A 24787-nucleotide genomic window follows, 5' to 3' on the forward strand; every position below is an offset into this window, starting at 1 on the left:
TACTTCTAGGTTGCCCCGATCGCTGCGGAAAACTCAGCTTCAATTTGTCAATATTTGTGTAGACTTACAGTTAAGCTACTTAAGCCGATTGATAAAAAAATTAACTTAATTTTTTTGACGTAAATTTGCTTAGGCGATCCGATCGTCGTCAATTTTTTGAAGAATTATCAAGTTCCCTGCTCTTCAATGCACGTTTCTATCAATTTGTCAATACCATTAACAGGAAAAATTGGCGTTTCTAACATCTCGCTGACTTCTGCAACAGTTAAATCGTCAAGAAAACAGGCTTCGTCATGCTTGAGCATTAAATCAGGTAACAAAATCCCATTACCATTATCTCGTTGCTTTAATCCTGCTAGCAAATCTTGTCCGGTAAGTAAACCTGTAACAGTTATTTCCTGTCCCCAATATTCACTACGCAATGCTGCTAAATTAACTTCTAAATTTTCTACCTGATTTAATTGCGTTACTAAAGGTTGAAAAGCTATTTCGACAGCGTTACCCACTACCCAGGTAAAGCGACGATAACTGTTAACTTTTGACGGTAATAATTTCGTTGCTGTTTGTTCAAACTGCTTAAGAAATTGACGAATTGAACCTACACCGTTGCCAATTTGAGGATAATCTTCATAATGATTTTCTGGTGGTAATTCTTGTTGAGCAATCAAAAACCATTCATCAGCCAACCAAGCAAAGTTTGTCCCAAATTTACTTTTAAATTTTGCTTGTAATTTCTCAACTTGGGCGATTACTTCGGCGGCTTTTTCTTTACTTACAGGAACTAATTCATCTTCTGTCGGGCGAAAGCGAGTTAAACCTACGGGAACCACTGCTGCGGAAGCAACAGCCGGAATTTCTCCTGCATGGAAATCAGCTAGATCGAGTAAAGTTCTTTCTAAATGAATACCATCATTAATCCCGGGACAAACAACAACTTGCGCGTGAATTTGTAAGCGTCTTTCTTGAAACCAACGTAATTGTGATTTTATTTGACCTGCGCGAGGATTTTTAAGTAAACGAATGCGGATTTCTGGTTCAGTTGCATGCACTGAAACATAAAGAGGAGATAAGCGCATTTGTTCGATACGCTGCCATTCTTTTGTGGTAAGATTAGTTAGGGTTAAATAACTACCATAAAGAAAGCTGAGGCGATAGTCATCATCTTTGAGATAAAGAGTTTTTCGCTTTCCTGGTGGTTGTTGTTCGATAAAGCAAAAAGGACAGCGATTATTACATTGAATTAAACCATCAAACAGAGCAGTTTCAAATTCTAAACCGAGGTCATCTTCATAATCTTTTTCAATTTCGAGATAGTGCTTTTTACCCTTGATATCGATAACTTCAAGTGCTAAAATTTCATCAGCACAAAGAAATTGATAATCGATTAAATCGCGGGGACGAGTACCATTAATAGAAACGATCGCGTCCCCAACTTCAAAACCAATTTCAGCAGCGATAGAGTCGGGTAAAACTTTAGTAATACGGGCGGGACGAAGAGAAAATTCGGTCATAATCGATCAATCTAACAATCCTGTCGCGATCGCGGCTAAAATACCTATACCGAAAATTAAGCGATACCAGACAAAAACCCAGGTACTTTGTCTTTGTAAATAGCGGATTAACCACGCGATCGCTAAATAAGAAAATAAGGCTGAGGAAATAGTTCCTACTGCTAACGGCATGATTGAAGAACTACTGACATTTTGCTCGAAAACTCCTTTTAATTCCACTAAACCAGCGATAGTAATGGCGGGAATACCCAATAAAAAGGAAAAACGAGCCGCAGTTGCTCTTTCTAAACCAATAAATAAACCAGCAGTAATCGTCGAACCAGAGCGAGATACGCCGGGAATTAAAGCCAATGCTTGGGCTAATCCCATCAAGATACCGTCTTTCGTCGAAAGATGCTCGAAGTCTCGCTGACGAGTGCCAATTTTTTCTGCTAATCCTAATAATAGCGCCATCACAATCGAAGCGATCGCGATCGCGCTCATACTTCGCAACGGTGAGTTGTCAAAGTCGGGGATCGAGAATTTAATTAATAAGCCGAAAAAGACAATCGGAATCGTCCCAATCCCAATACCGAGAGCAATTTTGAATTCTAAAGCTTGATAATCTGATTTACGAATTGCTTGAATTGCTCCGACAGTTACTTGTACTAAGTCGCTCCAAAAATACCAAACTACTGCGGCAATACTACCTAATTGAATTACAGCAGTATAAGCTACTCCCGGATCGCCCCAACCTAAGAATACTGGTACTGCTTTCAGATGGGCGGTACTACTAATCGGCAGAAATTCGGTCATTCCTTGCACAAAACCCAAAAAAGCTGCTTGAAACAGATTGTATTGCGAAGTTGATGCCGGAGTGTTTATTTCTGTCGGTGGTACTTGGGCTACTACGCTAGATGCTTGGATTAATCCTGACCAAGTAAAAGCGAGTGTCATACCTATAGCGATCGCTACAGCTAATCTTAAACCTTTTTTTGCCAATCCTCTCATCCTCTCCTCGCTTTGACCTGATTGTTTCGCTACGCAGTATAGCAGTGGTGATTGGGGATTGGTGATTGGGGATTTCAGTGAACAGTTATCAGTTATCAGTAGAGAGTAGAGATTGGAGACAAGCAAGAGGGGGAAAAGGGAAAGGACAAAAAGGATAAACTGTTCACTGTTTACTGTTCACTGCTTACTGAACCCAGTCCCCGATCCCATATAATGCCCCCTAGGGGGATAAAAAAGTGCTAAATTTAAGATAAATAAAGATAAGTAAAGAATATTAACAATATTTTGTTTCACAATAGCTGGTTCACATTAATGTCATCTTCATCAGTCTCTGACTACAAACTCAAGTCAGAGGAAAGTTTCTTTTGTCTCACTGAGTGGGGAAGCGAACAACGTCAGCGCTGGCTAGTTTTCTTAGCCGCAGGATTTTTAGTTTCCGTACCAGTATTTTTCCAAGCGCCGTTAGTGCGGCTGCTACCGTGGTTTAGCTTGCTTTTGACCTGGGGATGGTTACAGCTAGCCTTGTGGCTCTCCAAGCGTCAAAAAACGGAACTGTGGGGCGATATTTTGCTAGGGTTTACCTGGAGTTGGTTGGCTGGTTCTATTTACTGGGGTTGGCTGCGTTGGGAACCTTTGATCCACTTACCTGTGGAATCGGTTGGTTTACCATTTGCCCTGTGGGGACTATGGCGAGGTTGGGCTAAGGTAGGAAATTTATTTTATCTTGGTTCTTTGTTAGGTACGGCATTGACAGATGGTTACTTTTATGTAACAGGTTTAATTCCTTACTGGCGCAAAGTCATGACAGTGGAACCAGAATTGGTAACGCCAATTTTCCAAAACGCGATCGCTCAAGTACAAACTGTTTGGGGAATCAGTTGGGCAGTAGTATTAGTAAATATCCTCTTAGGTATCGGCTTGTGGTCATTGCAAAAACAGGAACTACATTGGTGGGCATTTTCAGGAGCAGTATTGAGTACCATTTTGGTAGATGGTTTATTCTGGCTAGCAGCATCAATGGCATAAAGGCGATCGTCACAACATTGCGAAAGAATGTGTTTTAATGTAGCTGTTTTGGTGTGGAGAGGCATAAATTATCATTGGGGTAGAATGCACTCAAATCACAGTTTTTTCCGACACGAGATTTTAACTCCGGAAAAGTTAGGGCAGAAAAATGCTTCTTTACCACCAGCGATCGCTACTACATCAGGGGTAGCCTTGGGACGAACTCCTTACTTGCTTCTTCGTACTGCAACAGGTAATCGCTACTTACCCTTAGTAGGTAGCAGTTGCTGGACATTGGGACGAAGTGACGAGAATAATTTTATGATTCCCGATCGCTGGATTTCCCGCACTCATGCGATGTTACAGTTTACTGAGACTGGAGAATTTTATCTTATTGACTTAGGAAGTCGTAACGGTTCCTTTGTCAATGGTCGTCGGGTAAATATTCCGGTAACTTTAAAAAATGGCGATCGCCTTACCTTCGGTCAAACAGAAATTGAATTTCACTGTCCCCCTCACATTCGCCAAGACAATGAAAATGGTGAAGTCTCGGAAAAGGAAACTTTAACTTCGACTCTCCATGTTAGGCGACTAATGTCAGTAATGGTAGTGGATATTCGTGATTTTACAGTTTTGACCAGACAGTTAGACGAAAAAATTCTTTCCATGTTGGTTGGTAGTTGGTTTCGTCAAGCGGGAGAAATTATCCGCTCTTCTGGTAGTTGGGTGGATAAATATATTGGTGATGCGGTAATGGCGATTTGGTTTCACGGACAAACAGAACTTACCAAAGAAGAAGTAGTGCAAATTTTCCAAGCAATCAGCGATTTGCGTAAAATGACTACAGATTTGAGCAACCAGTATCCTTTACCGTTTCCCTTAAGAATTGGAGCCGGAATCAACACAGGTTATGCGATGGTGGGAAATACTGGTAGTGGCGATCGCCCAGATTATACCGCGATCGGCGACACGGTTAATGCCGCCTTTCGCTTAGAATCTGCTACCAAAGAAATTCACTTGGATGTTGCTTTGGGAGAGGAAACTTATGAATATTTAAGTGAATTTCCCGAAGCTCAAAGACGCTTTCAGCAATACCAGGTAAGTCTCAAAGGTTATGACAATCCGACGATTACTTATGCCACAACTTTTGAAGAGCTAGATAACTTTTTATTAGACAAAATTGTGCGGGATAGTCGCTCGAAGCAGTTATAAAAATTTAAATATTGTCGCGATCGTCGATCCGTGATAATTTTCTCGTTTAGTTTCAAATTATTCTTAAATTCAGCCTGATAACTGGTAACTGTTCGCTGTTAACTGAATCCAATCCCCTAGATTAACTTGACTTGAAATACTTCCGCAAATGTGGTAATCAAGGCTTGGCGTACTTGCTCGATGTCGAGATCCGGAATAAACTGGGCGAGACTACCCACAGGTTTATCCTCGATCCCACAAGGAATAATGTGTTGAAAACCAGTAAGATCGCAGTTGACATTAAGGGCAAATCCGTGCATAGTAATCCAACGTCGGACTTTAATCCCGATCGCTGCAACTTTTCGTCCTTCTACCCAAACACCTGTCAATCCAGAAAGGCGAGATCCTCTCAATCCGTAACCAGCTAATAACTGAATAATTACTTCTTCTAGCTGACGGAGATACCAATGTAAATCTGTTTGATAATAGCGCAAATTGAGGATCGGATAGCCGACGATTTGCCCTGGACAATGATAGGTAACTTCTCCACCGCGTTCGATACGATGAACTTCCCAACCTGTAACAGTGGGGTCAAATTTGAGAAATTCCGTCTTGGCTCCAGTGCCAAGAGTATAGACTGGAGGATGTTCTAATAGTAGCAGAACGTCATCTAACTCAGGATTGCTGAGACGTTGAGCTACCAGGGAATGTTGTTTTTCCCAAGCTTCCATATAGGGGATTAGCCCGTTTTTGTCAACTTTACAATGACGGTTTTTTTTCGGCTCTGTGGCAATTTCAAGAAATGTCAAGCTATGCAAAGGATAATGAAGAGAAATCAAAGGTATCTGTTTTGCACGATACAAGATGCTAGGGTTAAAGTATAAAGCAATTAAACGAGGTTGACGAAGATAAATATCCCACGACTGAACCAATTCAGCGAAAGCTGATTGGAAACATAAAAACTGTTTTAACACATTTTGACAGTGGTGGTGAAGCAAAAAGAAAGAAAAAAGTAAACAATAAATGTTTGATGAATTTTGGTGAAGTTGTTCAGAAACTCCCCCTCAATCTCACTTAAATCCAGCAAGTAATTTGCTGAATAAAAAAGTACAGCAAGATCGCTGGGCAGTGCAAAAACGTCTCAAGTTTTAGAGAATGGAGTAATTAGTATGAAGCTTTTGATCCAGGGCAACAATATTGTAGTCACAGATGCAATTCGCGATTACGTGCAGCAAAAGCTAGAAAAGGCAGTTCAGCATTTTCAAAATATCACCACGAAAGTAGACGTACATCTTTCTGTGGCACGCAATCCCCGGATAAGCAATAATCAGGCGGCAGAAGTAACGGTTTATGCCAATGGACGAGTAATTCGGGCGCAGGTAAGCAGTGAAAACCTGTATGCGAGCATTGATATGGTTGCAGATAAAATTGCCCGTCAGCTAAGGAAGTACAAGGAGAAGCATTTATACAAGAAAACGCACACCCAGCCAAAAACTGGCGAAATGCTGGAAGGGGAACCAGTGGCAGATGATATGATTGGCGATCGCGAACCTCAACTTCCCGATGAAGTTGTGCGTATGAAATATTTTGCGATGCCACCAATGACGATTCGAGAAGCTCTCGAACACCTACAGCTAGTAGACCATGATTTCTATATGTTCCGCAATCAAGAGACTGGCGAGATTAATGTCATCTATCAACGGAATCACGGTGGTTATGGCGTAATTCAACCTCGTAACGGCAACGAAAATCACCTGAATGGTAAAAATGGTCAAGTAGAGATCGAGAATTTAGAAAACCTAGAATCGATCCCGGCAGCTCAAATTTGAATTTAATGTTTTGGTGTGGTGATTTAGTAGTGCGGTGAAAATGAGACGATCGCCAAATCGTCTGAAATGAGAAAATTCTCCAGCAAAATGTCAGTTGTAATTTTTCCTTTGTGGAAAGTGGCAACTGGCTTTTTTCTCATAATTAGGAGCGGTGAGATCGCGCGAAAATTAGCGTTTGCGACAAAATAGGCAAAATTTCTGCCTTAATTCTTTAATTTTTCTTAAAATTCTGATAAAACTTAACCAGGAGTCGTCGGAGAATCAACGATGGGTCTAGATTTAAATGCAATCGATCTGGCTGAGTATATTGATAGCGCCCTGCTTAATCCTACAGCTACACCCGAACAAGTAGTTCACTGTTGTAGCCAAGCAGAGCAATATAAATTTCCCGCAGTTTGTCTTTATCCTAGTGCAGTGCGACAAGCAGCAGAATTTCTGCATGGCAAAAAAACTAAGGTATGTACTGTCATCGGTTTTCCTACTGGGGCTACTACCTCAGCAACGAAGCTTTATGAAGCACAAGAAGCTGTAGAACATGGAGCAGTAGAGTTAGATGTAGTAATTAACTTAGGTTGGTTGAAAGCGGGACAAACAAACGCAGTTTATCGAGAAATAGCCGAAATTTGTGAAGAAACCGGGCAAACTGTCAAGGCAATTCTGGAAACTGCCCTCTTGACAGATGCGGAAAAACGGTTAGCTGCGGAAATATGTATGGATGCAGGCGCAGCTTATCTGAAAACCAGTACGGGTTGGTACGGCGGCGCGACAGTCGAGGATGTGCGACTGTTGAGAGAAATTACGAAAGGGCAAATTGGCATCAAAGCATCTGGAGGAATTCGGACTCTAGAGACTGCCCTCAATTTAATTGCCGCAGGTGCAACTAGGCTAGGGACTTCCCGAGGGCTTGAGTTGTTGAGCCAGCGCGATACCCTAGAAAAGGACTAATCTTACTGGCTTTGAGCAAGACGCGAAGAATAACCAATGAGTCGAACCTATAAAGTAACCGGAATTAATCTTAAGAGTATGCCACTAGGCGAAGCAGATCGTTTAGTGACAATCTTGACACCGGAATTTGGTTTGATTAAAGCAGTAGCACCGGGATCGCGCAAGCACAAATCAAAGCTTCGAGGTAGAAGCGAGTTGTTTGTGGTGAACGAGTTATTAATTGCTAAAGGGCGATCGCTGGATAAAATTACTCAAGCAGAAACTATTGAATCTTATCCAGGTTTAAGTAAAAATTTAGGCAAATTAGCTGTAGCTCAATATCTGGCAGAATTAGTCATCTGCGTGAGTTTGAGCGAACAGCCACAAACAGAACTCTACCAACTGCTCAACGAACATCTGAGACGCTTAGACTGCATAACTACTGGTAGCAATCTAGACTCATCAGCATCAATAATACTCAGCCATTTATGTCAAGCGATATTTCACTTGCTAGCCATAGCAGGAATCGCCCCTGTGGTGGGTAACTGTTGTTTGACTCAGCAACCACTAACACCGGATTTTACTAATGCTGGATGGCGAGTAGGCTTTAGCTTTGAAGCTGGAGGAACGATCGCTTTACCAATTCAGGTAAGCTTAAGTCCCAGCAACAGTAGTGAAACAGAGGCTACAGAAAGGCGATTATTGCCTACACCACGAATCAATAGCAAACTTAATGCTGTTGAACTAACTGGATTACAACAACTTGGGACAGCAGAGTTACCTCAATTTGAGAAAATAATACCAAAGAGGTATCTGAATACCTCTGTGAATACAGCCTGGATAGAGATCGAAAGACTTTTACGGGATTACACGGAGTACCAACTAGGAAAGTCAATTCGCTCGGCTATTCTAGTTGATTCTCTGTATCCGTTACCTTTTTAGGTAAAAAAACTTATTTAATTGTTTGATGAAAACCTGATTAAGTGAAAATGCGAGTATCTGAACTTGAAAAAACAAAATTAGAATCAATAATTAACGATGTGACTAACGAAACTGAAATCTTAGAAGCAGAAACGAGTAACCAAATTTCCTGGGATGATGCGACTTCTTGGGATGAAAGTAATGAAAGTAAGCTAAATGTAGCAGCAAAGACGAAAGGTTTTTTGCCTGTCTTGCAAAATCGCCGCTTCTTAATTCTCTGGAGCGGTCAAGTATTTTCTCAACTAGCAGATAAAGTATATCTCGTGTTGATGATTGCTTTGATTGCCAGTCATTTTCAGGCAGCCAATCAAACAATTAGCGGTTGGGTTTCAGCAATTATGATTGCTTTTACAATCCCAGCAGTGTTATTTGGTTCTCTAGCAGGAGTTTATGTCGATCGCTGGTCGAAAAAAACGGTACTTGTAGCTACAAATCTCTTGCGCGGCGCGATAGTTTTAGCTGTGCCGTTCCTTTTGTGGCTATCTCAGGATCGAACGCCGATTTTTGGCTTACCCGCAGGGTTTTGGGTTTTATTGGGCGTAACTTTTTTAGTTTCAACCCTGACGCAGTTTTTTGCGCCCGCAGAACAGTCGGCGATTCCTTTAATTGTCAAACGTCGGCATTTATTACCAGCTAATTCTCTTTATACAACTACAATGATGGCATTGTTGATTATCGGTTTTGCTATCGGCGAGCCTTTGTTGGAACTGACAGATAAACTGTTAGCTGAATTAGGCATTAACTGGAGTTTTGGCAAAGAAATGATTGTCGGCGGTGCTTACGCGATCGCTGGATTAATTTTGTTACTCCTTAAAACAGGAGAAACCAAAGAAATTTTACCTAAAGAAGAAGAAACACACATTTTTGAAGATATTCGCGAAGGTATTCGCTACTTAGGAAAAAACCATCGAGTTCGCAATGCTTTGATTCAGTTAGTCATTCTCTTCTCGGTTTTTGCAGCGTTAGCAGTATTGGCTGTACGTCTGGCGGAAACTATTCCCGCAATGAAGCCAGAACAATTTGGTTTTTTACTGGCGGCTGGCGGTATAGGTATGGCTTTGGGTGCAGGCTTTTTAGGTAACTGGGGTCAAAGATTTTCTCATACCAATCTTAGTTTGACTGGTTCGTTTGGAGTAGCTGGTTCGTTGGTTGGTTTATCTTTGTTTACCCATCAGCTTTGGCTAGCTTTACTCATGACTACCTTTTTAGGCGCATTTGCTGCTTTAGTCGGCGTACCAATGCAAACGACTATTCAAGCCGAAACTCCCGAAAAAATGCGCGGAAAGGTCTTTGGCTTACAAAATAATGCGGTGAATATTGCTCTCTCTTTGCCTTTGGCGTTAGCAGGCGTAGCAGAAGCTTTTTTTGGTTTAAAGTCAGTTTTTCTCGGTTTGGCGATTTTAGCAGTTACAGGAGGACTCCTAACCTGGTATATTTCCCGTACAGGCTCAGTAATGTCAACTAAAGCAACTAGGAATTAGGGATTAGGGACTGGTGACTGGTAAGAGGGAGAAGACTTGGAGGATAAACTGCTAACTGTTCACTGATAACTGTTCACTGATAACTGAACCTAATCTCTAATCACCAGTCCCCAATACCTATTTGCTTGATTGACTACACCTGTTTTTACTTTAGTTGTAGTCTTCTAATAATATATTTATTTCCGATAAACTGAATGCACATCGCTTGGCTGGGAAAAAAATCACCTTTTTGTGGCAATGTAACTTATAGTCGAGAAATTACTAATTCCTTGTTAGATCGAGGAAATCGGGTCAGTTTTCTCCACTTTGCCCAAGAAGAGTCTATGCAAGAAAACTGGCCTGATTGCCCGGAAGTGTTTTTGCCTTTTATTTATAAATCTCAGGTTTATACAATTCCTACTCCTAATTCGAGTAAAATTCTGACGCGATCGCTGGAACAACTACAACCGGATCTGGTTCATGCTTCTCTAACTTTATCTACTCTCGATTTTCGCTTGCCGGAAATTTGTAGCGAACTTAATTTGCCCTTAGTGGCTACTTTTCATCCAGCTTTTGATAGTAAGTTACGCAATCTCAAATCTAGTACCCAGTTTCTCGCTTATCAATTATATGCACCATTTTTGGCTCATTACGATCGCGTAATTGTTTTTTCTAAGATGCAGCGCGATCTCCTTGTCAAATTGGGTGTCCCAGTGAAGAAGTTAGCGGTGATCCCAAACGGGGTTGATGTGCAAAAATATGCTCCCGGTTTTTCTCATTTTAAATCGGAAGTTAATGCCGAACGATTATTTGTTTATCAAGGTCGCATTTCTACGGAAAAGAATGTCGAAGCTTTGCTCCGGGCTTGGAAGCATTCGGAAATGCACGGAAATAGTAAGTTGGTCATTGTTGGTGATGGACCTTTGACTGCTTCGTTAAAGCCTCTTTACGGAGAAGAATATAACATTATTTGGTTAGGATTTGTTGCTGATGAACGACGACGGATTGAAATTCTACAAGCTGCTGATGTTTTTATTCTACCTTCGTTGGTAGAAGGGCTTTCTCTGTCGTTGCTGGAGGCTATGTCTTGTGGGGTTGCTTGTTTGGCGACTGATGCAGGGGCTGATGGGGAAGTTCTCGAAGATGGTGCAGGTGTAGTTCTTTCTACTCAGGGGGTAACGACGCAGTTGAAAACGCTTTTACCTTTATTTCGGGATCATCCGGAGTTAACTTCGCTGTTGGGACAAAAAGCGCGATTGCGCGTTTTAGATCGTTATACTCTTAGTCGTAATATTACCCGTTTAGAAAAATTGTATGTTGATGTGCTGCGATCGCGCCACGTTCAACTTAGTCGTGGTTATAGACACTGAAATTATCGCTATTTCTATAGTGAAACAATTCTGTCGAAAGAAGCAGGAATTTAAGGCGAAAATTTGGGAAAATTGAGGAAAAATGGGTTTGGTAGTTTAACCAACCCCTACTTTTCCCATAATTTCTCATGCGTGTAAGCCTGATTCACAATCCGACGGCTGGTGGAGGAAATGTTTCCCGCGATCGCTTAATCAAATTACTGCGTACTATGGGATACAATCCTCGTTACCAGTCTACAAAAGATCCTGAGTTCCCCTCTATCCTTGACGATCCGCTCGATCTGGCGATCGCCGCAGGTGGGGATGGTACAGTGACGAAAGTAGCTGTAAATTTGCCCGAATCAAATCCAGCGATCGCGATTATACCTTTGGGAACTGCTAACAATATTGCGACCGATTTGGGAATTATCGGGACTCCAGAAGAAATTATCCAATCTTGGGCTACCGCATCTCGTCAAAGTTTCGATCTTTGGACTGCATCAGGATCTTGGGGTCGTCGTCTTTTTCTCGAAGGATGTGGTTTAGGTATGCTCACCTTAGCTGCTTTGGATATGCACCATCGCGAGATTTCTGTTAGCGATCCCAGTGAAAAATTAGCGATCGCTCGCCATGTCTTGCGGAAAAAGGTCATGGAGTGCGAACCTATAGCCGTAAGTGCTTGTTTAGGCGATCGGGTTATCGAAGGTCATTTTCTCTTCCTGGAAATGCTTAATATTGGCTTTGTTGGTCCGAGGCTGTCAATTGCATCGAAAATCGATCCCACCGATCGCTGGCTCGATCTTGCTTATCTAGAAGAGGAAGGACGTTCGGCTTTACTGGAATGGCTCGATACGGAAACTACTTCTACTGATATCATACCAATCACGTTCTCTCGCTGCCAACAACTAAATCTCTCCTGGCGAAAATCACCTATCCGTGTCGGAGACGACTTTTTCCCAGAAACCGACTTTGATAATTCTCAAGTCCCTCAACAAGCAGAAATCAGCCTTGCACCCCGCACCCTAACTATTTTGACACCAAAAAGCTATGATAATTAACTAATAACTATTAACTGGTAAATTTATCATCAATGCAGCTACTAAATCTTACTTAAAAGCAGCACTGTTTTCTTTTCTACTAAAAATTGAAGCTACCTATTAATCAACTCATTAATTATTTGCGCCTCCTCCACTTCAAAAACCCCTCAGCAAATCCCCCTTTGCGTCTTGGCGTCTTGGCGCGAAAAAATTAATAATATTTTATCTACCCACCAACCAACCTAATCTAGTTGGCTGTTCATAAATCTTCTTCAAAGTATTAACATCTCGCGGAGAAATTGCAGGTGGATTTGCTACTTGAGAGTAATAAAGAGCATCGGTTTCTTGTTGGGAATGTCCCCAAATTCCTAAAGCGTGACCTATTTCATGACGCGCTGTAGCTAAAGTTTGTCTTTCGCTCATTCCTGTACTTAATTCGATCGTCATTCGATGAGCTAAAATAAGTGAATTATCTTCTTTTACTCGCAGATAAAATTCATAGCTAGTGAGGGCGGTTCGAGCGCGTGGGGGCTTGGTTTCGCCTGTTTCCAAGTCAATTATTTCCCGTAAACTAGGACGCTTCCTTTTAATAATTAAATCGGCTTGTGCGACGTTTTCAACTTCTTGTAAAGGTAAATATTTGTCCCACTCTTCTATTGCTTTGGTAACTGCATTTACCCAATTTAAAAAGCGAATGTCACTAGCTACATTTTCATCGGGATTGAGTGGGCGATCGAGATAATATTTAATTGGAAAATTAGACCAAATTAAATAACCTAGAGGCGTAGATTTTACTTGGGAAAAATAGTCACCACTACGGTTTTTCCTCGACCATTGTGCTAGAGAAGGTGGTAAAGGATGAACTTTTAACTCTGGTAAAGAAGACCGGGAAGTTTCTGCGGCAATTTTCCCCGTACCTGCCAAAATAAAGAGTAAACTTGTGGCGATCGCGATTCCGAAAATACTCCAACGTCGCCACCATTTACACTTTCTCATACCATTAAAAGTATTCTTTGTCAACCACATAAAGCTGAATAATTCTTAAACTCTCAACTTTCAGCCAACCCAACCTGCACTCAAAACAATCGTTAAACCGATAAAAACGATACTCAGTATCCAAGTAACGCGATTGAGAGTAGTTTCTGCACTCTTAGCGCTAGTAAACAATTGTGCTTGTCCACCAATACCACCAATTCCATCTCCTTTGGGAGAATGCAACAAAACTAAAATAACCAGCAAAAAAGCTGAGACTACCCAGATAATTTGTAAAAGTTGGTAGACTGTCATCGAGGAAAAATCTCCTTAGTAACCGAAAAATTTGTCCAAAGTTAATAGCTAGTCATCAGAGGACTAGCTATCACAAATTCAATCCTAACAGGTTGTCCCTGCTTTAAACTCACAAAGAAATGCGCACTGGCGTACGATTTGGTTTCACCTCAAACTCTACAGGAGTAATCATAGAACGACCAGTCATTTCCGTTGGTTGAGGTAATTGTAAGATTTCGAGAATAGTTGGGGCAATATCTGATAAACGCCCATCAGATCGCAAAGCAACATCAGTTCCGTGTCCGGGAATTTTCCGACCTTCTCCTTCTACCAAGATAAACGGTACAGGATTAGTAGTATGTGCTGTCCAGGGATTTCCTTGTTCATCGCGCATATACTCAGCATTACCGTGATCGGCGATAATGATGGCAGTTCCGCCAACTTTGCTGATACTTTCCAGCAGTTGTCCCAAACATCGGTCTACAGTTTCAATTGCTTCAACTGTAGCTTCGATGTTACCAGTATGCCCGACCATATCAGGGTTAGCGTAATTAATCACCACCAGAGAATATACTTGTTTCTCGATCGCCGTGCAAGCTATATCAGTAACAGGTTGAGCCGACATTTTCGGTTCGCGATCGTAGGTAGGAACCATTGGAGAGTTAATCAGTTCGCGATCTTCACCTGCAAACGGTTCCTCAATACCGCCATTAAAGAAATAGGTAACATGAGGATATTTTTCTGTTTCCGCAGTCCGAAACTGCCGCAAACCATTTCTAGCAATCACTTCACCCAAAATATTATTCAAATTTTGGGGTTCAAAAGCAACTGGAACAGGTAAACGGGAGTCGTACTGAGTGAAGGTAACAAAGCTGAGGGGTTCAATTTGTTCCCGTTCAAACCCTGAAAAGTCAGCTTGGACAAAAGCACTGGTTAATTGTCTCGCGCGATCGGGACGGAAATTAAAGAAAATTATCCCATCCCCTGGTTTCACTGCGCCCGGAGCAACTCTAGTGGGAATGACAAACTCGTCAGTGACATCTTCAGCATAGCTATTTTTGAGAATTTGGACGGGAGAAATTCCTTCCCCCTCACCATCTCTCGTCATGAGATCGTATGCTTTTTTCGTTCGATCCCAGCGACGATCTCTATCCATTGCATAATAGCGACCACCGATCGTGACAATTTTGCCGATGCCGATTTTGTCTGTATAGTCTTGAATTTTTTGTATGACTTTGACTCCCTCCGTCGGATTTGTATCGCGACCGTCAGTAATAGCGTGGATACAGACATTCTCGATTTCTTGGGACTTAACTAAATCGAGAAGTCCCAGCAAATGATTCAAATGAGAATGTACGCCTCCTTCAGAGCATAATCCGATGAGGTGAAGTTTTCCTTGGCGCGATCGCACTTCTTGGCAAATTTTTACCAGTGCTGGGTTACGCAACAGAGAACCGTCTTCGATTGCATCACTGATGCGTACTAATTCTTGCGGTACTACTCGTCCAGCCCCAATGTTCAGGTGTCCTACTTCCGAGTTACCCATTTGACCTTCTGGTAATCCTACATCCTTTCCAGAGGTACGAATTAAGGTATTCGGGTATGTTGCCCACAGACTATCCATTACTGGCGTAGACGCAGCAGCAATAGCATTTGCCTCCGTTGCTTCGCGATAACCCCAACCATCTAAAATAACTAGCACCACCGGAGATACAGGTGCTTGTTGTCTCATAATTGTTGCCCTATAGTGTCTATTTCACAGTCATGATAATAATAACAGGAGTTATCTGTTCGGACTGATTTTTACTTTTTTTTAGCTCTAGCAAAAATTTTTTGCCAAATTGAGCTTAATGTCATCAATCTCTAACTTAAATTTCCTTTTCCGACTACATTTAACTGGTTTTACGCTTGTGAATATATGAGCGCAAGGGCTAGAAACAAGTATTTCTACTCCATTGCGCTGACAAATACAATTTTAGTTGGTAAACTGGACTTAGGTGAAATAAACTGGGAGAAACAGATAAATCTGGCATTATTTCACAAGGTTTTTAGTTAATAGTTTTAAACCCGAACATTAGGTTTTCTCGCTCCAGCGATCGCACCAATCATTGATGCTACTAAACCAAGGAGAGAACCAAAAATAAATGACCAAGCTACTTTGGCTGCGTTAACCGTAGCTTGAGCAGTATTGAGATTGGGGACGTTATTTGGGATCTCTACGCCACCCGGTTCTTGCACTCGATCGATAATTTCTCCAGCATTGGAAACAACTACGCCGAAAGTACCGCTAACTCCACTAGCAAGTAGCCAGGAACTAATCGCTAAAGTAGTCGCCCACAGAATTGCTCCATTCAATAAAGCTGTTTTATTATTCATTGGTCCACAGGTACGAGCCATTACCCAAGCACCAATAAATAGGGAGATAAACAAACTAATAATTGACCAAATTCCTACTCCAAGTCCTACAGCACTAGCTTCATTTGTATCTGCTACGCTGAAGCCAATTGCTGCTCCTAATGCACTCAATACTAATTGAGTGCTAATGGCAATTACAATTCCTGCAAAAATTGGACCCCAGCGAACGCGATCGTGATAATCAACTACTGAATTAACGACTACAGGATCTCTAACATCTTCTCTGGTTTGCTCTGTGTATGACATTTTCTCTTTCTCTCTCCCGCTTCTTTTTTTGGCTAGTGATGACATTTAAAACTTTTAAAGTTAATTTTAAGAAAGATTTATTATTTTCATATCTGTCATGAGGTAGAAGGATAGATATTTGAATCTATTTAGTTGGTGAATTTTGATTTTTCTGCCTCGTCTTCAAAAACTGATTTTTTCAAGAAATATTCGCTCTAAAATCATCTATCGAAAGAGATAAATTATTTTCTGAATTATTAAAAATTATAATTAGGAGTGGGGATTAAATTAAACTAATCAGTCGCAGGAAGGAAGGATTAAAATTTCGAGAAATATTAGAGTAAGAGCAGATCTAGAACTTAACCAAATTGGAATTTGTTAAATGGCTCTCCATAAAATAGAAGATTTTAATCCTCGATACCGCGAAGAAGCTTTTGATGGTGAAGATTTCAAAGGTTTGAATGTTTATGCGGGTAGAACCGACGAAAAAATAGGTACAATTGATAACGTTCTCGTTGATGAAATGGGTCGTTTCCGCTATTTAGTAATTGATACTGGTTTCTGGATTTTTGGGAAAAAAGTTTTATTACCAGTTGGTCGCTGTCATGTTGATGCAGATGCACAAAAAGTTTATGCGGTGGGACTTGCGACTAAAGATCAAGCGGAAAATTTACCTCCTTATGATGAAACTATCAACTTGGATTACAATTATGAAGAGCGAGTGCGGGATATTTACCGTAAGCCACCTGTAGGAAGGTCTTCCCGAGTAGAAATGACACCACCTGTGGAAGGTTCTGGAGTGGTAGGATCGAGAGCGAAAGTACCGCAACCGGAAAGCCCAAGGATCGAGAGCGAAGTTCACGAGTACAAGGAAAAACCTGTAACTGCGGAACGAGAACAAGTTCGCGACGATCGCGATCGATACAGATACGATCTCGAACCGGAACTTTATCAAATGAGCGAGATCGATCATCAAAAGTTCAAGCTTTATGAAGAACGACTGGTTGCGAGTAAAAGTCGTCGTCAAGCGGGTGAAGTCGAAATTGGTAAACGGGTGGAAACAGACACCGCACGCGCATCGGTTCCAGTGGAAAAAGAACGAGTTATCATCGAACGCAATGCTCCCAAAAAGGGTAAGATTCCCGCTAAACCAGGTGAAGCTGACTTCCATTCAGGAAAAGTAGCGGAAATGGAAGTTTATGAAGAAAAAGCTGAGATTGACAAGCAAGCATTCGTCCGCGAAGAAGTCGATATCCACAAAGAAGTCGATACAGAACAAGTAGAAGCTACCGAAAAACTTCGTCGCGAAGAATTAGATATCGATACTGAAGGACGTTCAGTAGTCAACCGCGATCGCCGTTCCTAATTTGTTTAAACTGGCGCGATCGCCCATCTATCACCAAAGTTTAGCAAAATTAAATAGGGAGGAAAAATGAATAATATTTTGCATTATCTCTCTGCAAGTGCAGTAATGCTAGCAATAGCAATGGGTTTTTGTACAATTGATATTAGCGAAACCTCGGCTCAAGATTCACCTGAAGTTGGTTTTCCTGATGTAACTGCTGATTATTGGGCAAATCCATTTATTCAAGTTTTAGCTGAACAAGATATTATTGTTGGCTATCCTGATGGCACTTTTCGACCCACAGAAAATGTCGATCGCGATGAATTTGCCGCCATGATTCGCCAAGCTTTTAATCAAGAACAAATTAAAAAAATTCCTAGCGGTAGTGTTTTTAATGATGTTCCTGCTGATTATTGGGCTGCACCTCCAATTGAAGAAGCTTATGAAACAGGCTTCCTGAAAGGTTATCCAGAACAGATGTTTCTTCCCAAACAAGAAATCACGAGAGTTGAAGCCTTAGTTTCTTTAACAAACGGTTTGGATATTAATTACGACCAACCCATTTCAACCGAAACTTTTGCAACTCCAGAACAAACAGCTTTAGAAATTGAAACTGCTCCTAAAAAACGTCGAGTCATCAAAAATCGTTTGGCGTTTCCCCTCGCATTTACAGCTTTAATGCAACCAATTTTAAGCATTCCCAAAGCAGTTGCTCAACCCGTACAAACTGAACCTGAAACTATCGCAGCCGCAGGACAAACTCGCACACCAGGGGCTACCGCAGCAGATATTATTCAGTTTTATGAAGACGCTGACCAAATTCCTGAATACGCTATTGATGATGTAGCCGCCGCAACTAAATCCAATATTGTTGTTAACTATCCCGAACCTCAATTTCTCAATCCGAATGAGTTTCTTAACCGAGGTGCAGCCGCAGCTTTAATTCATCAAGCAATGGTTTATCAAGGTAAATTACAGCCTCTCGAAGCTAATGTTAATGCGGCGGAATACATTATTACCGATACATCTCAAACTGAATAAAATATAGTTTGATTGGCACAATTTCAATTCCTAAAACTGGTAAAATTTTAGAGACGTAGCATTGCTACGTTTCTACAACTAATTAAATGCTATCTCAAGACAATTATTAATAAAAATTTTCGGGGCGCTTAATACTGTACGCCCCTACTCAACTCAGGTTTCACTGACTAATAAAATTACTGACAAATTGCTTGACAAATGCCTAATTTAATGCTTCGGCAGTAGCAGGAGAAGCAGCCAATTCTTCCAACTTTTCTTGCTGATCTTGGGCAATACAAGCTTGAATGCAATTCTCGATATCACCTTCTAAAGCAGGTGCGAGAGTAAAGTTTTGACTCAGGCGATGGTCAGTAATGCGATTATCTTTGTAATTGTAAGTACGAATTTTCTCAGAACGAGAACCAGTACCCACTTGAGAACGCCTCATCGAACTAACTTCTTGTTGTTGCTCTTGTAGCTTCATTTCATAAAGTTTAGCCCGCAAAATTTGCATCGCGCGTTCGCGGTTTTGCAGTTGCGATCGCTCCTCAGTACAAAAAATTCTAATTCCAGTCGGCTTGTGGAACAAGTCTACTGCGGTTTCTACTTTGTTAACGTTTTGTCCGCCAGCGCCACCCGAACGAGCAGTTTTCAGTTCAATCTCGCCGGGATCGATTTCGATTTCCACATCATCGACTTCTGGCATTACTGCTACTGTCGCCGTAGAAGTATGAACCCTTCCTCCAGCCTCGGTGACAGGTACTCGCTGAACGCGATGAACGCCAGCTTCGTATTTCAGTTTACTGTAAACTTGCTCCCCTTGAATTTCCAGGATTGCTTCTTTAAAGCCACCCATATCAGCCGGAGACTCACTAACTAACTTCACCGTCCAATTTTGGGATTCAGCATAGCGAGAGTACATTCGCACCAGATCGCCTGCCCAGATACTCGCTTCATCGCCACCAGTACCAGCGCGAATCTCCAACATAATATTTTTGTCATCGTTGGGATCGCGGGGCAAGAGCAAAATTGTCAGGCGATTTTCTAATTCTTCTAACCGAGATTCCAATTCTTCAACTTCCAGAGTTGCCATTTCCCGCAACTCAGGTTCAGAATTAGATTCTTTGACAATCTCTCTTGCACCAACTAACTCTTCTTGGGTATCTTTCCAAGTTTGATAAGTATTAACCGTTTCTTCCAGAGAAGAACGGGCTTTTGCTACCTTTTGCAACTCATCAGGATTAGTAGCAATATCGGGATCTGCCAAACGTTTCGTCAACTCCTTAAAAGTTTGTTCGACAGATTGAAGTTTTTCTAAAAGGTATATTTCCGCCACAATTATTACTCCTTGCGCTCGAATTAAAAAAATAGCTTGCTTTGTCTACCTCTCCTTAAACGACGCAAACCCAGCATGAAAAACTGCTGGGTGCGTCAAGCAAACAATTCAAGCTATTTCTCTTTTTTGCTGGTATCGAGCATTCCGTATTTACGCAAGAAGCGATCAACCCGTCCTTCAGTATCGATAATCTTCTGCGTTCCTGTAAAGAAGGGATGATTACCAGACCAGACATCGACGTGAATTTCTGGTTGAGTGGAACCAACAGTCATGACAACTTCGCCGTTGCAGATGACTTTCGCTTCTGGATACCATTCTGGATGAATATCAGGTTTGGGCATTGTTATCCTCTTAGCTCGCAATAATCCTTGAAGATTTTTGATTTTTCTTTTTTTATCTTCGGTCGATCGCCCGCTAACTATTATTTTAACAAGTACAAATAGCGATCGCCGCTTGGGTTGCTAGCGCTACCGCACCAAGCGCAGCCAAATATTCGTTTATCGTTTTGAGTATTGGGGTGCTTTGCGAGCTTTGTGTAAGCCGTATTTTTTCCGCTCTTTTGCCCGTGGATCGCGTCTGAGATAGCCTTCAGTTTTCAGAGGCTGGCGATTTTCTGGGTCTAACTGACACAAAGCTCTAGCTACTCCTAGTTTAACGGCATCTGATTGACCAGTCAGCCCGCCACCATGAGCTTTGACTAAAATGTCGTACTCATTTTCGACACCCAAAGTCTCTAAAGGAGCTTTGACCGAGGAAATATAACTAGGATTGCGGTTAAAATAATCTACTCCTGGTTTGCCATTAACGACGATTTCACCGCTACCGGGGACTAAACGGACTCGCGCGATCGAACTTTTACGGCGACCTGTACCCCAATAAACTACTTTATCTGTAGATTCTGTTGCTTGCATTAGCCTTCTCCCACGGGAATTGTTTTAATTTCTAATGTTTCAGGTTGTTGTGCTTGGTGAGGATGCTCCGAACCAGCATAAACTTTTAGTTTCGTAAACAGTTTGCGACCCAAAGAAGTTTTGGGTAACATTCCTTTGACCGCTTCTTCAATAATTCTTTCTGGCAAGCGCTTTTGTAAATGAGTAAAGCTTTCTGTCTTCATACCACCCGGTCTTCCGGAATGGCGACGGTAAACTTTTTGACTTCTTTTTTTGCCTGTTACCGCGACTTTTTCGGCGTTAATAACGATTACAAAGTCACCTGTATCCAGATGAGGGGTAAAAGTTGGTTTATTTTTCCCTCTGAGAATTCCAGCAATTTCGCTTGCTAGCCGACCCAATCTTTGGTCAGCAGCATCGACAACATACCATTTTCGCTCTAAATTTTCCTGAGTAGGAAGGGGTGTTTTGTTCATCTTAACTATTTAGTGATTACAAGTTATTTGTTAGCTACAAGCAGCGATAACTAACTACCAAAGACAAATAAAGGTTGAGTATCAAACCAGACTTCTTTAGGAAAAGGAAATTCCGGATAGCCTACCCTTAACAAACATAAACCTTTGGCGGGGGCAGCATACTTAACTTCTTCGCGTCTTTGATTCCGCCAAATCTCGGTAAACTCCAAGAGCGATCGCTTCGAGGAACCTACTTCGACGAGCATTCCTACTAGCAGTCTTACCATCCCGTACAAAAATCCATTTGCTTGAATTTCAATATTCAGAAATGCTCCTCGGCGATAGCATTCTGCGGCTTGGATTTCCACCCAAGAATGGCGGCGAGCCGAGCCAGCCCGATGAAATGCTGCGAGGTGGTGTTTTCCGAGCAAAGGAGTTAAAGCTGCTTGGATGGAAGACTCTTCCAGAGGCGCTAGATAATAATGCCAACTAAACGGCGTTACAAACAAATTCGATCGCCCTTCGGTGTAGATCGTATAACGATAGCGCCGCCAACTCGCACTAAAGCGAGCGTGCCAGTCTGGAGCGACAGCCGCCGAACCTCGGATTAAAATATCATCTGGCAACCAGGAGTTAAGGACTTTTTCCCAGCGTTCGGGGGGAATTGGACTCTGATGCTCAAAATGAGCTACCTGCGCGGCAGCGTGGACTCCAGAATCAGTTCGTCCGGCTCCATGTAAGGTTACGGGATGTCCGAGAATTTTCGCTAAAGCTGTTTCAATCTCTTCCTGGACTGTCCGATGGTTCGGTTGGCGTTGCCAACCATGAAAATTAGTGCCTAGGTATTGGATTACCAAGGCAATTCGCTGTCGCTCAGGCTGTGAGTGTAGATTATCGTTTTTCATCTATCAACCAAAAGCGCGATCGCTTTGTCCCAACGTTCTTAACCACGTCTGTACTAACTAGCCGACCGCAAAATGGATAAATTTAAATCAGTTCGATAATCGCCATTTCAGCATTGTCGCCGCGACGACGCTTAGTGCGGACAATTCGGGTATACCCTCCTTGACGATTTCCATAGCGATCTTGAACGTTCGCAAACAGAGCATGAACTAAATCTTTATCGTAAAGATAGCCAATTGCCTGTCTTCTCGCTGCCAAAGAGCCATTTTTGGCAAGAGTAACCATTTTGTCCACTTCTTTGCGCACTGCTTTCGCGCGAATTAAAGTAGTTTTAATTTGACCGTGACGAATTAATTCTGTCGCCAGCGATCGCAGTAAAGCCCGACGTTGGTCGGCTGGTCTTCCTAATTCTGGTACTTTACGCCGATGACGCATTTTTTTCTCCCGTTCTGTTTTACTCGACAAAAAACTTTGCTTGTAGCTAATTTACTTAACCAGCTTTTGATTTTTCTTGGGGAAGGGTAATTCCCATATGTCGCTGTAAAGCTTCGATTACTTCTTCAGCCGACTTTTGACCAAAGTTTTTGATTTCCAAAAGGTCTTCTTGGCTGTAGTCAAGCAAATCTGCCACTGAGTTAATTTGCGCCCGTTTTAAACAGTTATAAGCACGTACTGACAACTGTAGTTCTTCGATCGGAATTTGACGGGCTTCATTATCCTTATCATCGTCTTCTTCGTCAAGCTCTTGAATGTTGAGATCCTTAATCGGGTTAAACAAATCAACAACAATACCTGCTGCTTGCGAAAGAGCTTCATCTGGCTTTAAACTGCCATTAGTCCAGATCTCCAACGTTAGTCGATCTTTTGCTAAAGAACCATCGGCAAGTGTATCTTCGACGCTGTAATTAACCTTAGTAACAGGCATAAATACCGCATCAATTTGCAGGAAATCTAAAGATGTAGTTTCATCCCTGCCTCGATCTATGGCTCGATATCCTTGACCTTTTTCAATGCGAAACTCCATTTCCAGTTTGGCATCTTCGGAAAGAGTCGCTACATACTGGTTCTGATCGACAACTTCTATTTCTGAGGGGAGATCGAACTGAGCCGCCGTTACTGTACCGGGTCCTGTTGCCACGAGCCGACCAATTTGAGGTGTCGAGCTATAACTTTTGAAGACAATCTCTTTCATATTTAAAAGGATTTCTAAGACATCTTCTCGTACCCCTTTAATGGTCGCAAATTCGTGACTTACTCCCGCAATACGGACGGCTGTCACTGCGGCACCGTCCAGATTAGATAATAAAACCCTTCTCAAGGCGTTCCCAACTGTCGTGCCTTGACCGCGATCTAGAGGTTCTAGGACAAATTTGCTATATTGACTTTGATTCTTGTTAGTCTTGGACTCGACACACTCAATTTGAAACCCCACAGAGTGACCTCCCTTGTTCATAAAACCTCACCGTAAGTTGCAAGGGATTTTGCTGTTACCCTTGCCCAGTGAGAAGAATATTCGTGCTTTTGAGTTACGATCCTCGTTGCGCTGCGTTCGCTACGCGCTTTGCCCTTCGGCGCAGCCATCGCTACTTTCACAGAAAGAATTTTTGTTTACCTTCGCTGAACGAGCAGCTATAAGTTAATTCCAGCAAGGAGCTTGCCCTTGAATTCTTCCTGCTTCCTGCAACGATTGCTCAATTACACTCGACGCCGCTTCGGGGGGCGGCAACCGTTATGTGGTATCGGTGTTACATCGCGAATCAGGGTTATTTCTAATCCAGCAGCTTGTAAAGCTCGAATAGCGGTTTCTCTACCTGCTCCTGGACCGCTAACCATTACTTCTACTTGACGCATTCCTTGTTCAATTGCCCGACGTGCTGCACTGTCTGCTGCTGTCTGCGCGGCGAAGGGAGTACCTTTTTTTGCTCCTTTGAAGCCACTCGAACCAGAAGATGCCCAGGATATTACGTCACCTCTGGTATCGGAAATTGTGACAATTGTGTTATTAAATGTGGAGGTAATATGAGCTACTCCGTTGGGAACATTGCGTTTTTGCTTTTTTGCACCACTTTTTTTTGTTGGTCGCGCCATCTTGTTTTACTTTGAGATAGTTCAACTAATTTGAGTTACCTTAATCTGGTAGTTCTCTTTATTTATTTGCTGTCCGCTTTAAGCTATTTAGCGAAACGGAAAATTTTTCTGCTGGCTGCAATTGTGACTTGACAGATATTACTTCTGAAGTCTTTGCCTAACCTATTTCTTGGCTGCAGCTTTTTTCTTGCCAGCTACTGTCAGTCGTCTACCCCTACGGGTTCGAGCATTAGTTCTGGTTCGCTGCCCCCGCACTGGTAAACCGGAACGGTGACGGCGACCGCGATAGGTTCCTATATCAACTAAGCGCTTAATATTCATCGATTCCCAACGTCTCAAATCTCCTTCGACTTGATACTTACTCTCGATGTGCGATCGCAAAGTTGCTACTTCTTCGTCAGTTAAATCTCGTACTCTTGTATCTGGATTAATACTTGTGTTCTCCAAAATTTCTTGAGAACGAGATAAACCGATACCGTATATATAAGTCAGACCTATTTCAACACGCTTGTCACGCGGCAGGTCTACTCCACTAATCCGTGCCACTCTCTTTTCTCCCTAATCAGC

Annotated in this window: 27 protein-coding genes; 10 read left to right on the plus strand and 17 right to left on the minus strand. The window is 42.1% G+C overall.

The features are described 5' to 3' along the window. Positions 1–167: 167 nt before the first annotated feature. Positions 168–1511, minus strand: a complete 1344-nt coding sequence (locus tag G3T18_RS06075; RefSeq protein ID WP_224409646.1) for a TIGR03279 family radical SAM protein — start codon at positions 1509–1511, stop codon at positions 168–170. 6 nt (positions 1512–1517) lie between these two features. Beyond that, positions 1518–2501, minus strand: a complete 984-nt coding sequence (locus G3T18_RS06080; protein WP_224409647.1) for an undecaprenyl-diphosphate phosphatase — start codon at positions 2499–2501, stop codon at positions 1518–1520. 312 nt (positions 2502–2813) lie between these two features. On the opposite strand from G3T18_RS06080, the gene G3T18_RS06085 reads away from it, so the two are divergent. Both G3T18_RS06085 and G3T18_RS06090 read left to right on the plus strand, forming a co-directional pair. Continuing rightward, entirely contained in the window at positions 2814–3527 is a 714-nt protein-coding gene (locus tag G3T18_RS06085; RefSeq protein WP_224409648.1) for a DUF3120 domain-containing protein, read from the plus strand. Positions 3528–3554: 27 nt separating this feature from the next. Then, the gene (locus tag G3T18_RS06090) at positions 3555–4718 is read left to right on the plus strand and encodes an adenylate/guanylate cyclase domain-containing protein (protein WP_224409649.1); all 1164 of its coding nucleotides are present in this window, start codon (positions 3555–3557) and stop codon (positions 4716–4718) included. A 116-nt stretch (positions 4719–4834) separates the two neighbouring features. Here the strand turns inward: G3T18_RS06090 and lipB are convergent, their stop codons facing one another. Then, the gene (gene lipB, locus G3T18_RS06095; RefSeq protein WP_318013937.1) at positions 4835–5491 is read right to left on the minus strand and encodes a lipoyl(octanoyl) transferase LipB; all 657 of its coding nucleotides are present in this window, start codon (positions 5489–5491) and stop codon (positions 4835–4837) included. A gap of 375 nt (positions 5492–5866) precedes the next feature. Between lipB and hpf the strand changes: the two genes are divergently transcribed. The 6 genes from hpf to G3T18_RS06125 all read left to right on the plus strand — a co-directional run bounded on the left by hpf (position 5867) and on the right by G3T18_RS06125 (position 12298). Beyond that, positions 5867–6526 (plus strand): ribosome hibernation-promoting factor, HPF/YfiA family, encoded by a 660-nt coding sequence (gene hpf / locus G3T18_RS06100; protein WP_224409650.1) that lies wholly within the window; start codon positions 5867–5869, stop codon positions 6524–6526. Positions 6527–6793: 267 nt separating this feature from the next. Then, positions 6794–7471: a deoxyribose-phosphate aldolase gene (deoC, locus tag G3T18_RS06105; RefSeq protein WP_224409651.1), complete on the plus strand. Its 678-nt coding sequence runs from the start codon at positions 6794–6796 to the stop codon at positions 7469–7471. A 36-nt stretch (positions 7472–7507) separates the two neighbouring features. Then, positions 7508–8392 carry a DNA repair protein RecO gene (gene recO / locus G3T18_RS06110; RefSeq protein ID WP_224409652.1) on the plus strand — a complete coding sequence of 295 codons (885 nt, stop codon included), beginning with the start codon at positions 7508–7510 and terminating at the stop codon, positions 8390–8392. A gap of 47 nt (positions 8393–8439) precedes the next feature. Beyond that, positions 8440–9912: an MFS transporter gene (locus G3T18_RS06115; protein WP_224409653.1), complete on the plus strand. Its 1473-nt coding sequence runs from the start codon at positions 8440–8442 to the stop codon at positions 9910–9912. A gap of 194 nt (positions 9913–10106) precedes the next feature. Next, positions 10107–11261 carry a glycosyltransferase family 4 protein gene (locus tag G3T18_RS06120; RefSeq protein ID WP_224409654.1) on the plus strand — a complete coding sequence of 385 codons (1155 nt, stop codon included), beginning with the start codon at positions 10107–10109 and terminating at the stop codon, positions 11259–11261. 128 nt (positions 11262–11389) lie between these two features. Beyond that, positions 11390–12298, plus strand: a complete 909-nt coding sequence (locus G3T18_RS06125; RefSeq protein WP_224409655.1) for a diacylglycerol/lipid kinase family protein — start codon at positions 11390–11392, stop codon at positions 12296–12298. A 201-nt stretch (positions 12299–12499) separates the two neighbouring features. On the opposite strand, the gene G3T18_RS06130 is transcribed toward G3T18_RS06125, so the two are convergent. The 4 genes from G3T18_RS06130 to G3T18_RS06145 all read right to left on the minus strand — a co-directional run bounded on the left by G3T18_RS06130 (position 12500) and on the right by G3T18_RS06145 (position 16204). Further along, positions 12500–13273, minus strand: coding sequence for a matrixin family metalloprotease (locus G3T18_RS06130; protein WP_224409656.1), 774 nt, complete (start codon positions 13271–13273; stop codon positions 12500–12502). Between the two features lie 60 nt (positions 13274–13333). Continuing rightward, on the minus strand, positions 13334–13564 hold the full coding sequence (secG, locus tag G3T18_RS06135; RefSeq protein ID WP_224409657.1) for a preprotein translocase subunit SecG: 231 nt from the start codon (positions 13562–13564) through the stop codon (positions 13334–13336). A 109-nt stretch (positions 13565–13673) separates the two neighbouring features. After that, a complete protein-coding gene (gpmI, locus tag G3T18_RS06140) occupies positions 13674–15275 on the minus strand; it encodes a 2,3-bisphosphoglycerate-independent phosphoglycerate mutase (protein ID WP_224409658.1) in 1602 nt (533 codons plus the stop codon). Between the two features lie 329 nt (positions 15276–15604). Then, complete coding sequence (locus G3T18_RS06145; protein ID WP_224409659.1) at positions 15605–16204, minus strand: hypothetical protein; 600 nt, start codon at positions 16202–16204, stop codon at positions 15605–15607. Between the two features lie 361 nt (positions 16205–16565). Between G3T18_RS06145 and G3T18_RS06150 the strand changes: the two genes are divergently transcribed. Next, the gene (locus tag G3T18_RS06150) at positions 16566–17549 is read left to right on the plus strand and encodes a DUF2382 domain-containing protein (protein ID WP_224409660.1); all 984 of its coding nucleotides are present in this window, start codon (positions 16566–16568) and stop codon (positions 17547–17549) included. A 66-nt stretch (positions 17550–17615) separates the two neighbouring features. Further along, on the plus strand, positions 17616–18569 hold the full coding sequence (locus G3T18_RS06155; protein ID WP_224409661.1) for an S-layer homology domain-containing protein: 954 nt from the start codon (positions 17616–17618) through the stop codon (positions 18567–18569). 202 nt (positions 18570–18771) lie between these two features. Here the strand turns inward: G3T18_RS06155 and prfA are convergent, their stop codons facing one another. From prfA to rpsM, 10 genes are all read right to left on the minus strand, one after another. After that, entirely contained in the window at positions 18772–19884 is a 1113-nt protein-coding gene (gene prfA, locus G3T18_RS06160) for a peptide chain release factor 1 (RefSeq protein ID WP_224409662.1), read from the minus strand. Between the two features lie 113 nt (positions 19885–19997). Next, complete coding sequence (gene rpmE, locus G3T18_RS06165) at positions 19998–20225, minus strand: 50S ribosomal protein L31 (protein ID WP_224409663.1); 228 nt, start codon at positions 20223–20225, stop codon at positions 19998–20000. Between the two features lie 156 nt (positions 20226–20381). Beyond that, positions 20382–20795 carry a 30S ribosomal protein S9 gene (rpsI, locus tag G3T18_RS06170; RefSeq protein WP_224409664.1) on the minus strand — a complete coding sequence of 138 codons (414 nt, stop codon included), beginning with the start codon at positions 20793–20795 and terminating at the stop codon, positions 20382–20384. Further along, positions 20795–21250 (minus strand): 50S ribosomal protein L13, encoded by a 456-nt coding sequence (rplM, locus tag G3T18_RS06175; RefSeq protein ID WP_224409665.1) that lies wholly within the window; start codon positions 21248–21250, stop codon positions 20795–20797. The genes rpsI and rplM overlap by 1 nt, the downstream gene beginning before the upstream one ends. Before the next feature lie 50 nt (positions 21251–21300). Then, positions 21301–22134 (minus strand): tRNA pseudouridine(38-40) synthase TruA, encoded by an 834-nt coding sequence (gene truA, locus G3T18_RS06180; protein WP_224409666.1) that lies wholly within the window; start codon positions 22132–22134, stop codon positions 21301–21303. 82 nt (positions 22135–22216) lie between these two features. Beyond that, positions 22217–22567 carry a 50S ribosomal protein L17 gene (rplQ, locus tag G3T18_RS06185; protein ID WP_224409667.1) on the minus strand — a complete coding sequence of 117 codons (351 nt, stop codon included), beginning with the start codon at positions 22565–22567 and terminating at the stop codon, positions 22217–22219. Positions 22568–22622: 55 nt separating this feature from the next. After that, positions 22623–23585: a DNA-directed RNA polymerase subunit alpha gene (locus G3T18_RS06190; protein ID WP_224409668.1), complete on the minus strand. Its 963-nt coding sequence runs from the start codon at positions 23583–23585 to the stop codon at positions 22623–22625. Then, positions 23582–23725 carry a hypothetical protein gene (locus G3T18_RS06195; RefSeq protein WP_224409669.1) on the minus strand — a complete coding sequence of 48 codons (144 nt, stop codon included), beginning with the start codon at positions 23723–23725 and terminating at the stop codon, positions 23582–23584. The genes G3T18_RS06190 and G3T18_RS06195 overlap by 4 nt, the downstream gene beginning before the upstream one ends. Positions 23726–23827: 102 nt before the next feature. Further along, positions 23828–24220, minus strand: a complete 393-nt coding sequence (rpsK, locus tag G3T18_RS06200) for a 30S ribosomal protein S11 (protein WP_224409670.1) — start codon at positions 24218–24220, stop codon at positions 23828–23830. A gap of 162 nt (positions 24221–24382) precedes the next feature. After that, a complete protein-coding gene (gene rpsM / locus G3T18_RS06205) occupies positions 24383–24766 on the minus strand; it encodes a 30S ribosomal protein S13 (protein ID WP_224409671.1) in 384 nt (127 codons plus the stop codon). Between the last annotated feature and the right edge of the window lie 21 nt (positions 24767–24787).

Origin of the sequence: Oscillatoria salina IIICB1, assembly GCF_020144665.1 — a bacterium.
In the GTDB taxonomy this organism is placed as follows: Bacteria; Cyanobacteriota; Cyanobacteriia; order Cyanobacteriales; family SIO1D9; genus IIICB1.

What these genes read in the sequence shown, in the direction of transcription:
- G3T18_RS06075 (WP_224409646.1), bottom strand. Translation starts at nt 1,511, where the DNA reads ATGACCGAATTTTCTCTTCGTCCCGCCCGTATTACTAAAGTTTTACCC.
- G3T18_RS06080 (WP_224409647.1), bottom strand. Translation starts at nt 2,501, where the DNA reads ATGAGAGGATTGGCAAAAAAAGGTTTAAGATTAGCTGTAGCGATCGCT.
- G3T18_RS06085 (WP_224409648.1), top strand. Translation starts at nt 2,814, where the DNA reads ATGTCATCTTCATCAGTCTCTGACTACAAACTCAAGTCAGAGGAAAGT.
- G3T18_RS06090 (WP_224409649.1), top strand. Translation starts at nt 3,555, where the DNA reads ATGTGTTTTAATGTAGCTGTTTTGGTGTGGAGAGGCATAAATTATCAT.
- hpf (WP_224409650.1), top strand. Translation starts at nt 5,867, where the DNA reads ATGAAGCTTTTGATCCAGGGCAACAATATTGTAGTCACAGATGCAATT.
- deoC (WP_224409651.1), top strand. Translation starts at nt 6,794, where the DNA reads ATGGGTCTAGATTTAAATGCAATCGATCTGGCTGAGTATATTGATAGC.
- recO (WP_224409652.1), top strand. Translation starts at nt 7,508, where the DNA reads ATGAGTCGAACCTATAAAGTAACCGGAATTAATCTTAAGAGTATGCCA.
- G3T18_RS06115 (WP_224409653.1), top strand. Translation starts at nt 8,440, where the DNA reads ATGCGAGTATCTGAACTTGAAAAAACAAAATTAGAATCAATAATTAAC.
- G3T18_RS06120 (WP_224409654.1), top strand. Translation starts at nt 10,107, where the DNA reads ATGCACATCGCTTGGCTGGGAAAAAAATCACCTTTTTGTGGCAATGTA.
- G3T18_RS06125 (WP_224409655.1), top strand. Translation starts at nt 11,390, where the DNA reads ATGCGTGTAAGCCTGATTCACAATCCGACGGCTGGTGGAGGAAATGTT.
- G3T18_RS06130 (WP_224409656.1), bottom strand. Translation starts at nt 13,273, where the DNA reads ATGAGAAAGTGTAAATGGTGGCGACGTTGGAGTATTTTCGGAATCGCG.
- secG (WP_224409657.1), bottom strand. Translation starts at nt 13,564, where the DNA reads ATGACAGTCTACCAACTTTTACAAATTATCTGGGTAGTCTCAGCTTTT.
- gpmI (WP_224409658.1), bottom strand. Translation starts at nt 15,275, where the DNA reads ATGAGACAACAAGCACCTGTATCTCCGGTGGTGCTAGTTATTTTAGAT.
- G3T18_RS06145 (WP_224409659.1), bottom strand. Translation starts at nt 16,204, where the DNA reads ATGTCATACACAGAGCAAACCAGAGAAGATGTTAGAGATCCTGTAGTC.
- G3T18_RS06150 (WP_224409660.1), top strand. Translation starts at nt 16,566, where the DNA reads ATGGCTCTCCATAAAATAGAAGATTTTAATCCTCGATACCGCGAAGAA.
- G3T18_RS06155 (WP_224409661.1), top strand. Translation starts at nt 17,616, where the DNA reads ATGAATAATATTTTGCATTATCTCTCTGCAAGTGCAGTAATGCTAGCA.
- rpmE (WP_224409663.1), bottom strand. Translation starts at nt 20,225, where the DNA reads ATGCCCAAACCTGATATTCATCCAGAATGGTATCCAGAAGCGAAAGTC.
- rpsI (WP_224409664.1), bottom strand. Translation starts at nt 20,795, where the DNA reads ATGCAAGCAACAGAATCTACAGATAAAGTAGTTTATTGGGGTACAGGT.
- rplM (WP_224409665.1), bottom strand. Translation starts at nt 21,250, where the DNA reads ATGAACAAAACACCCCTTCCTACTCAGGAAAATTTAGAGCGAAAATGG.
- truA (WP_224409666.1), bottom strand. Translation starts at nt 22,134, where the DNA reads ATGAAAAACGATAATCTACACTCACAGCCTGAGCGACAGCGAATTGCC.
- rplQ (WP_224409667.1), bottom strand. Translation starts at nt 22,567, where the DNA reads ATGCGTCATCGGCGTAAAGTACCAGAATTAGGAAGACCAGCCGACCAA.
- G3T18_RS06190 (WP_224409668.1), bottom strand. Translation starts at nt 23,585, where the DNA reads ATGAACAAGGGAGGTCACTCTGTGGGGTTTCAAATTGAGTGTGTCGAG.
- rpsK (WP_224409670.1), bottom strand. Translation starts at nt 24,220, where the DNA reads ATGGCGCGACCAACAAAAAAAAGTGGTGCAAAAAAGCAAAAACGCAAT.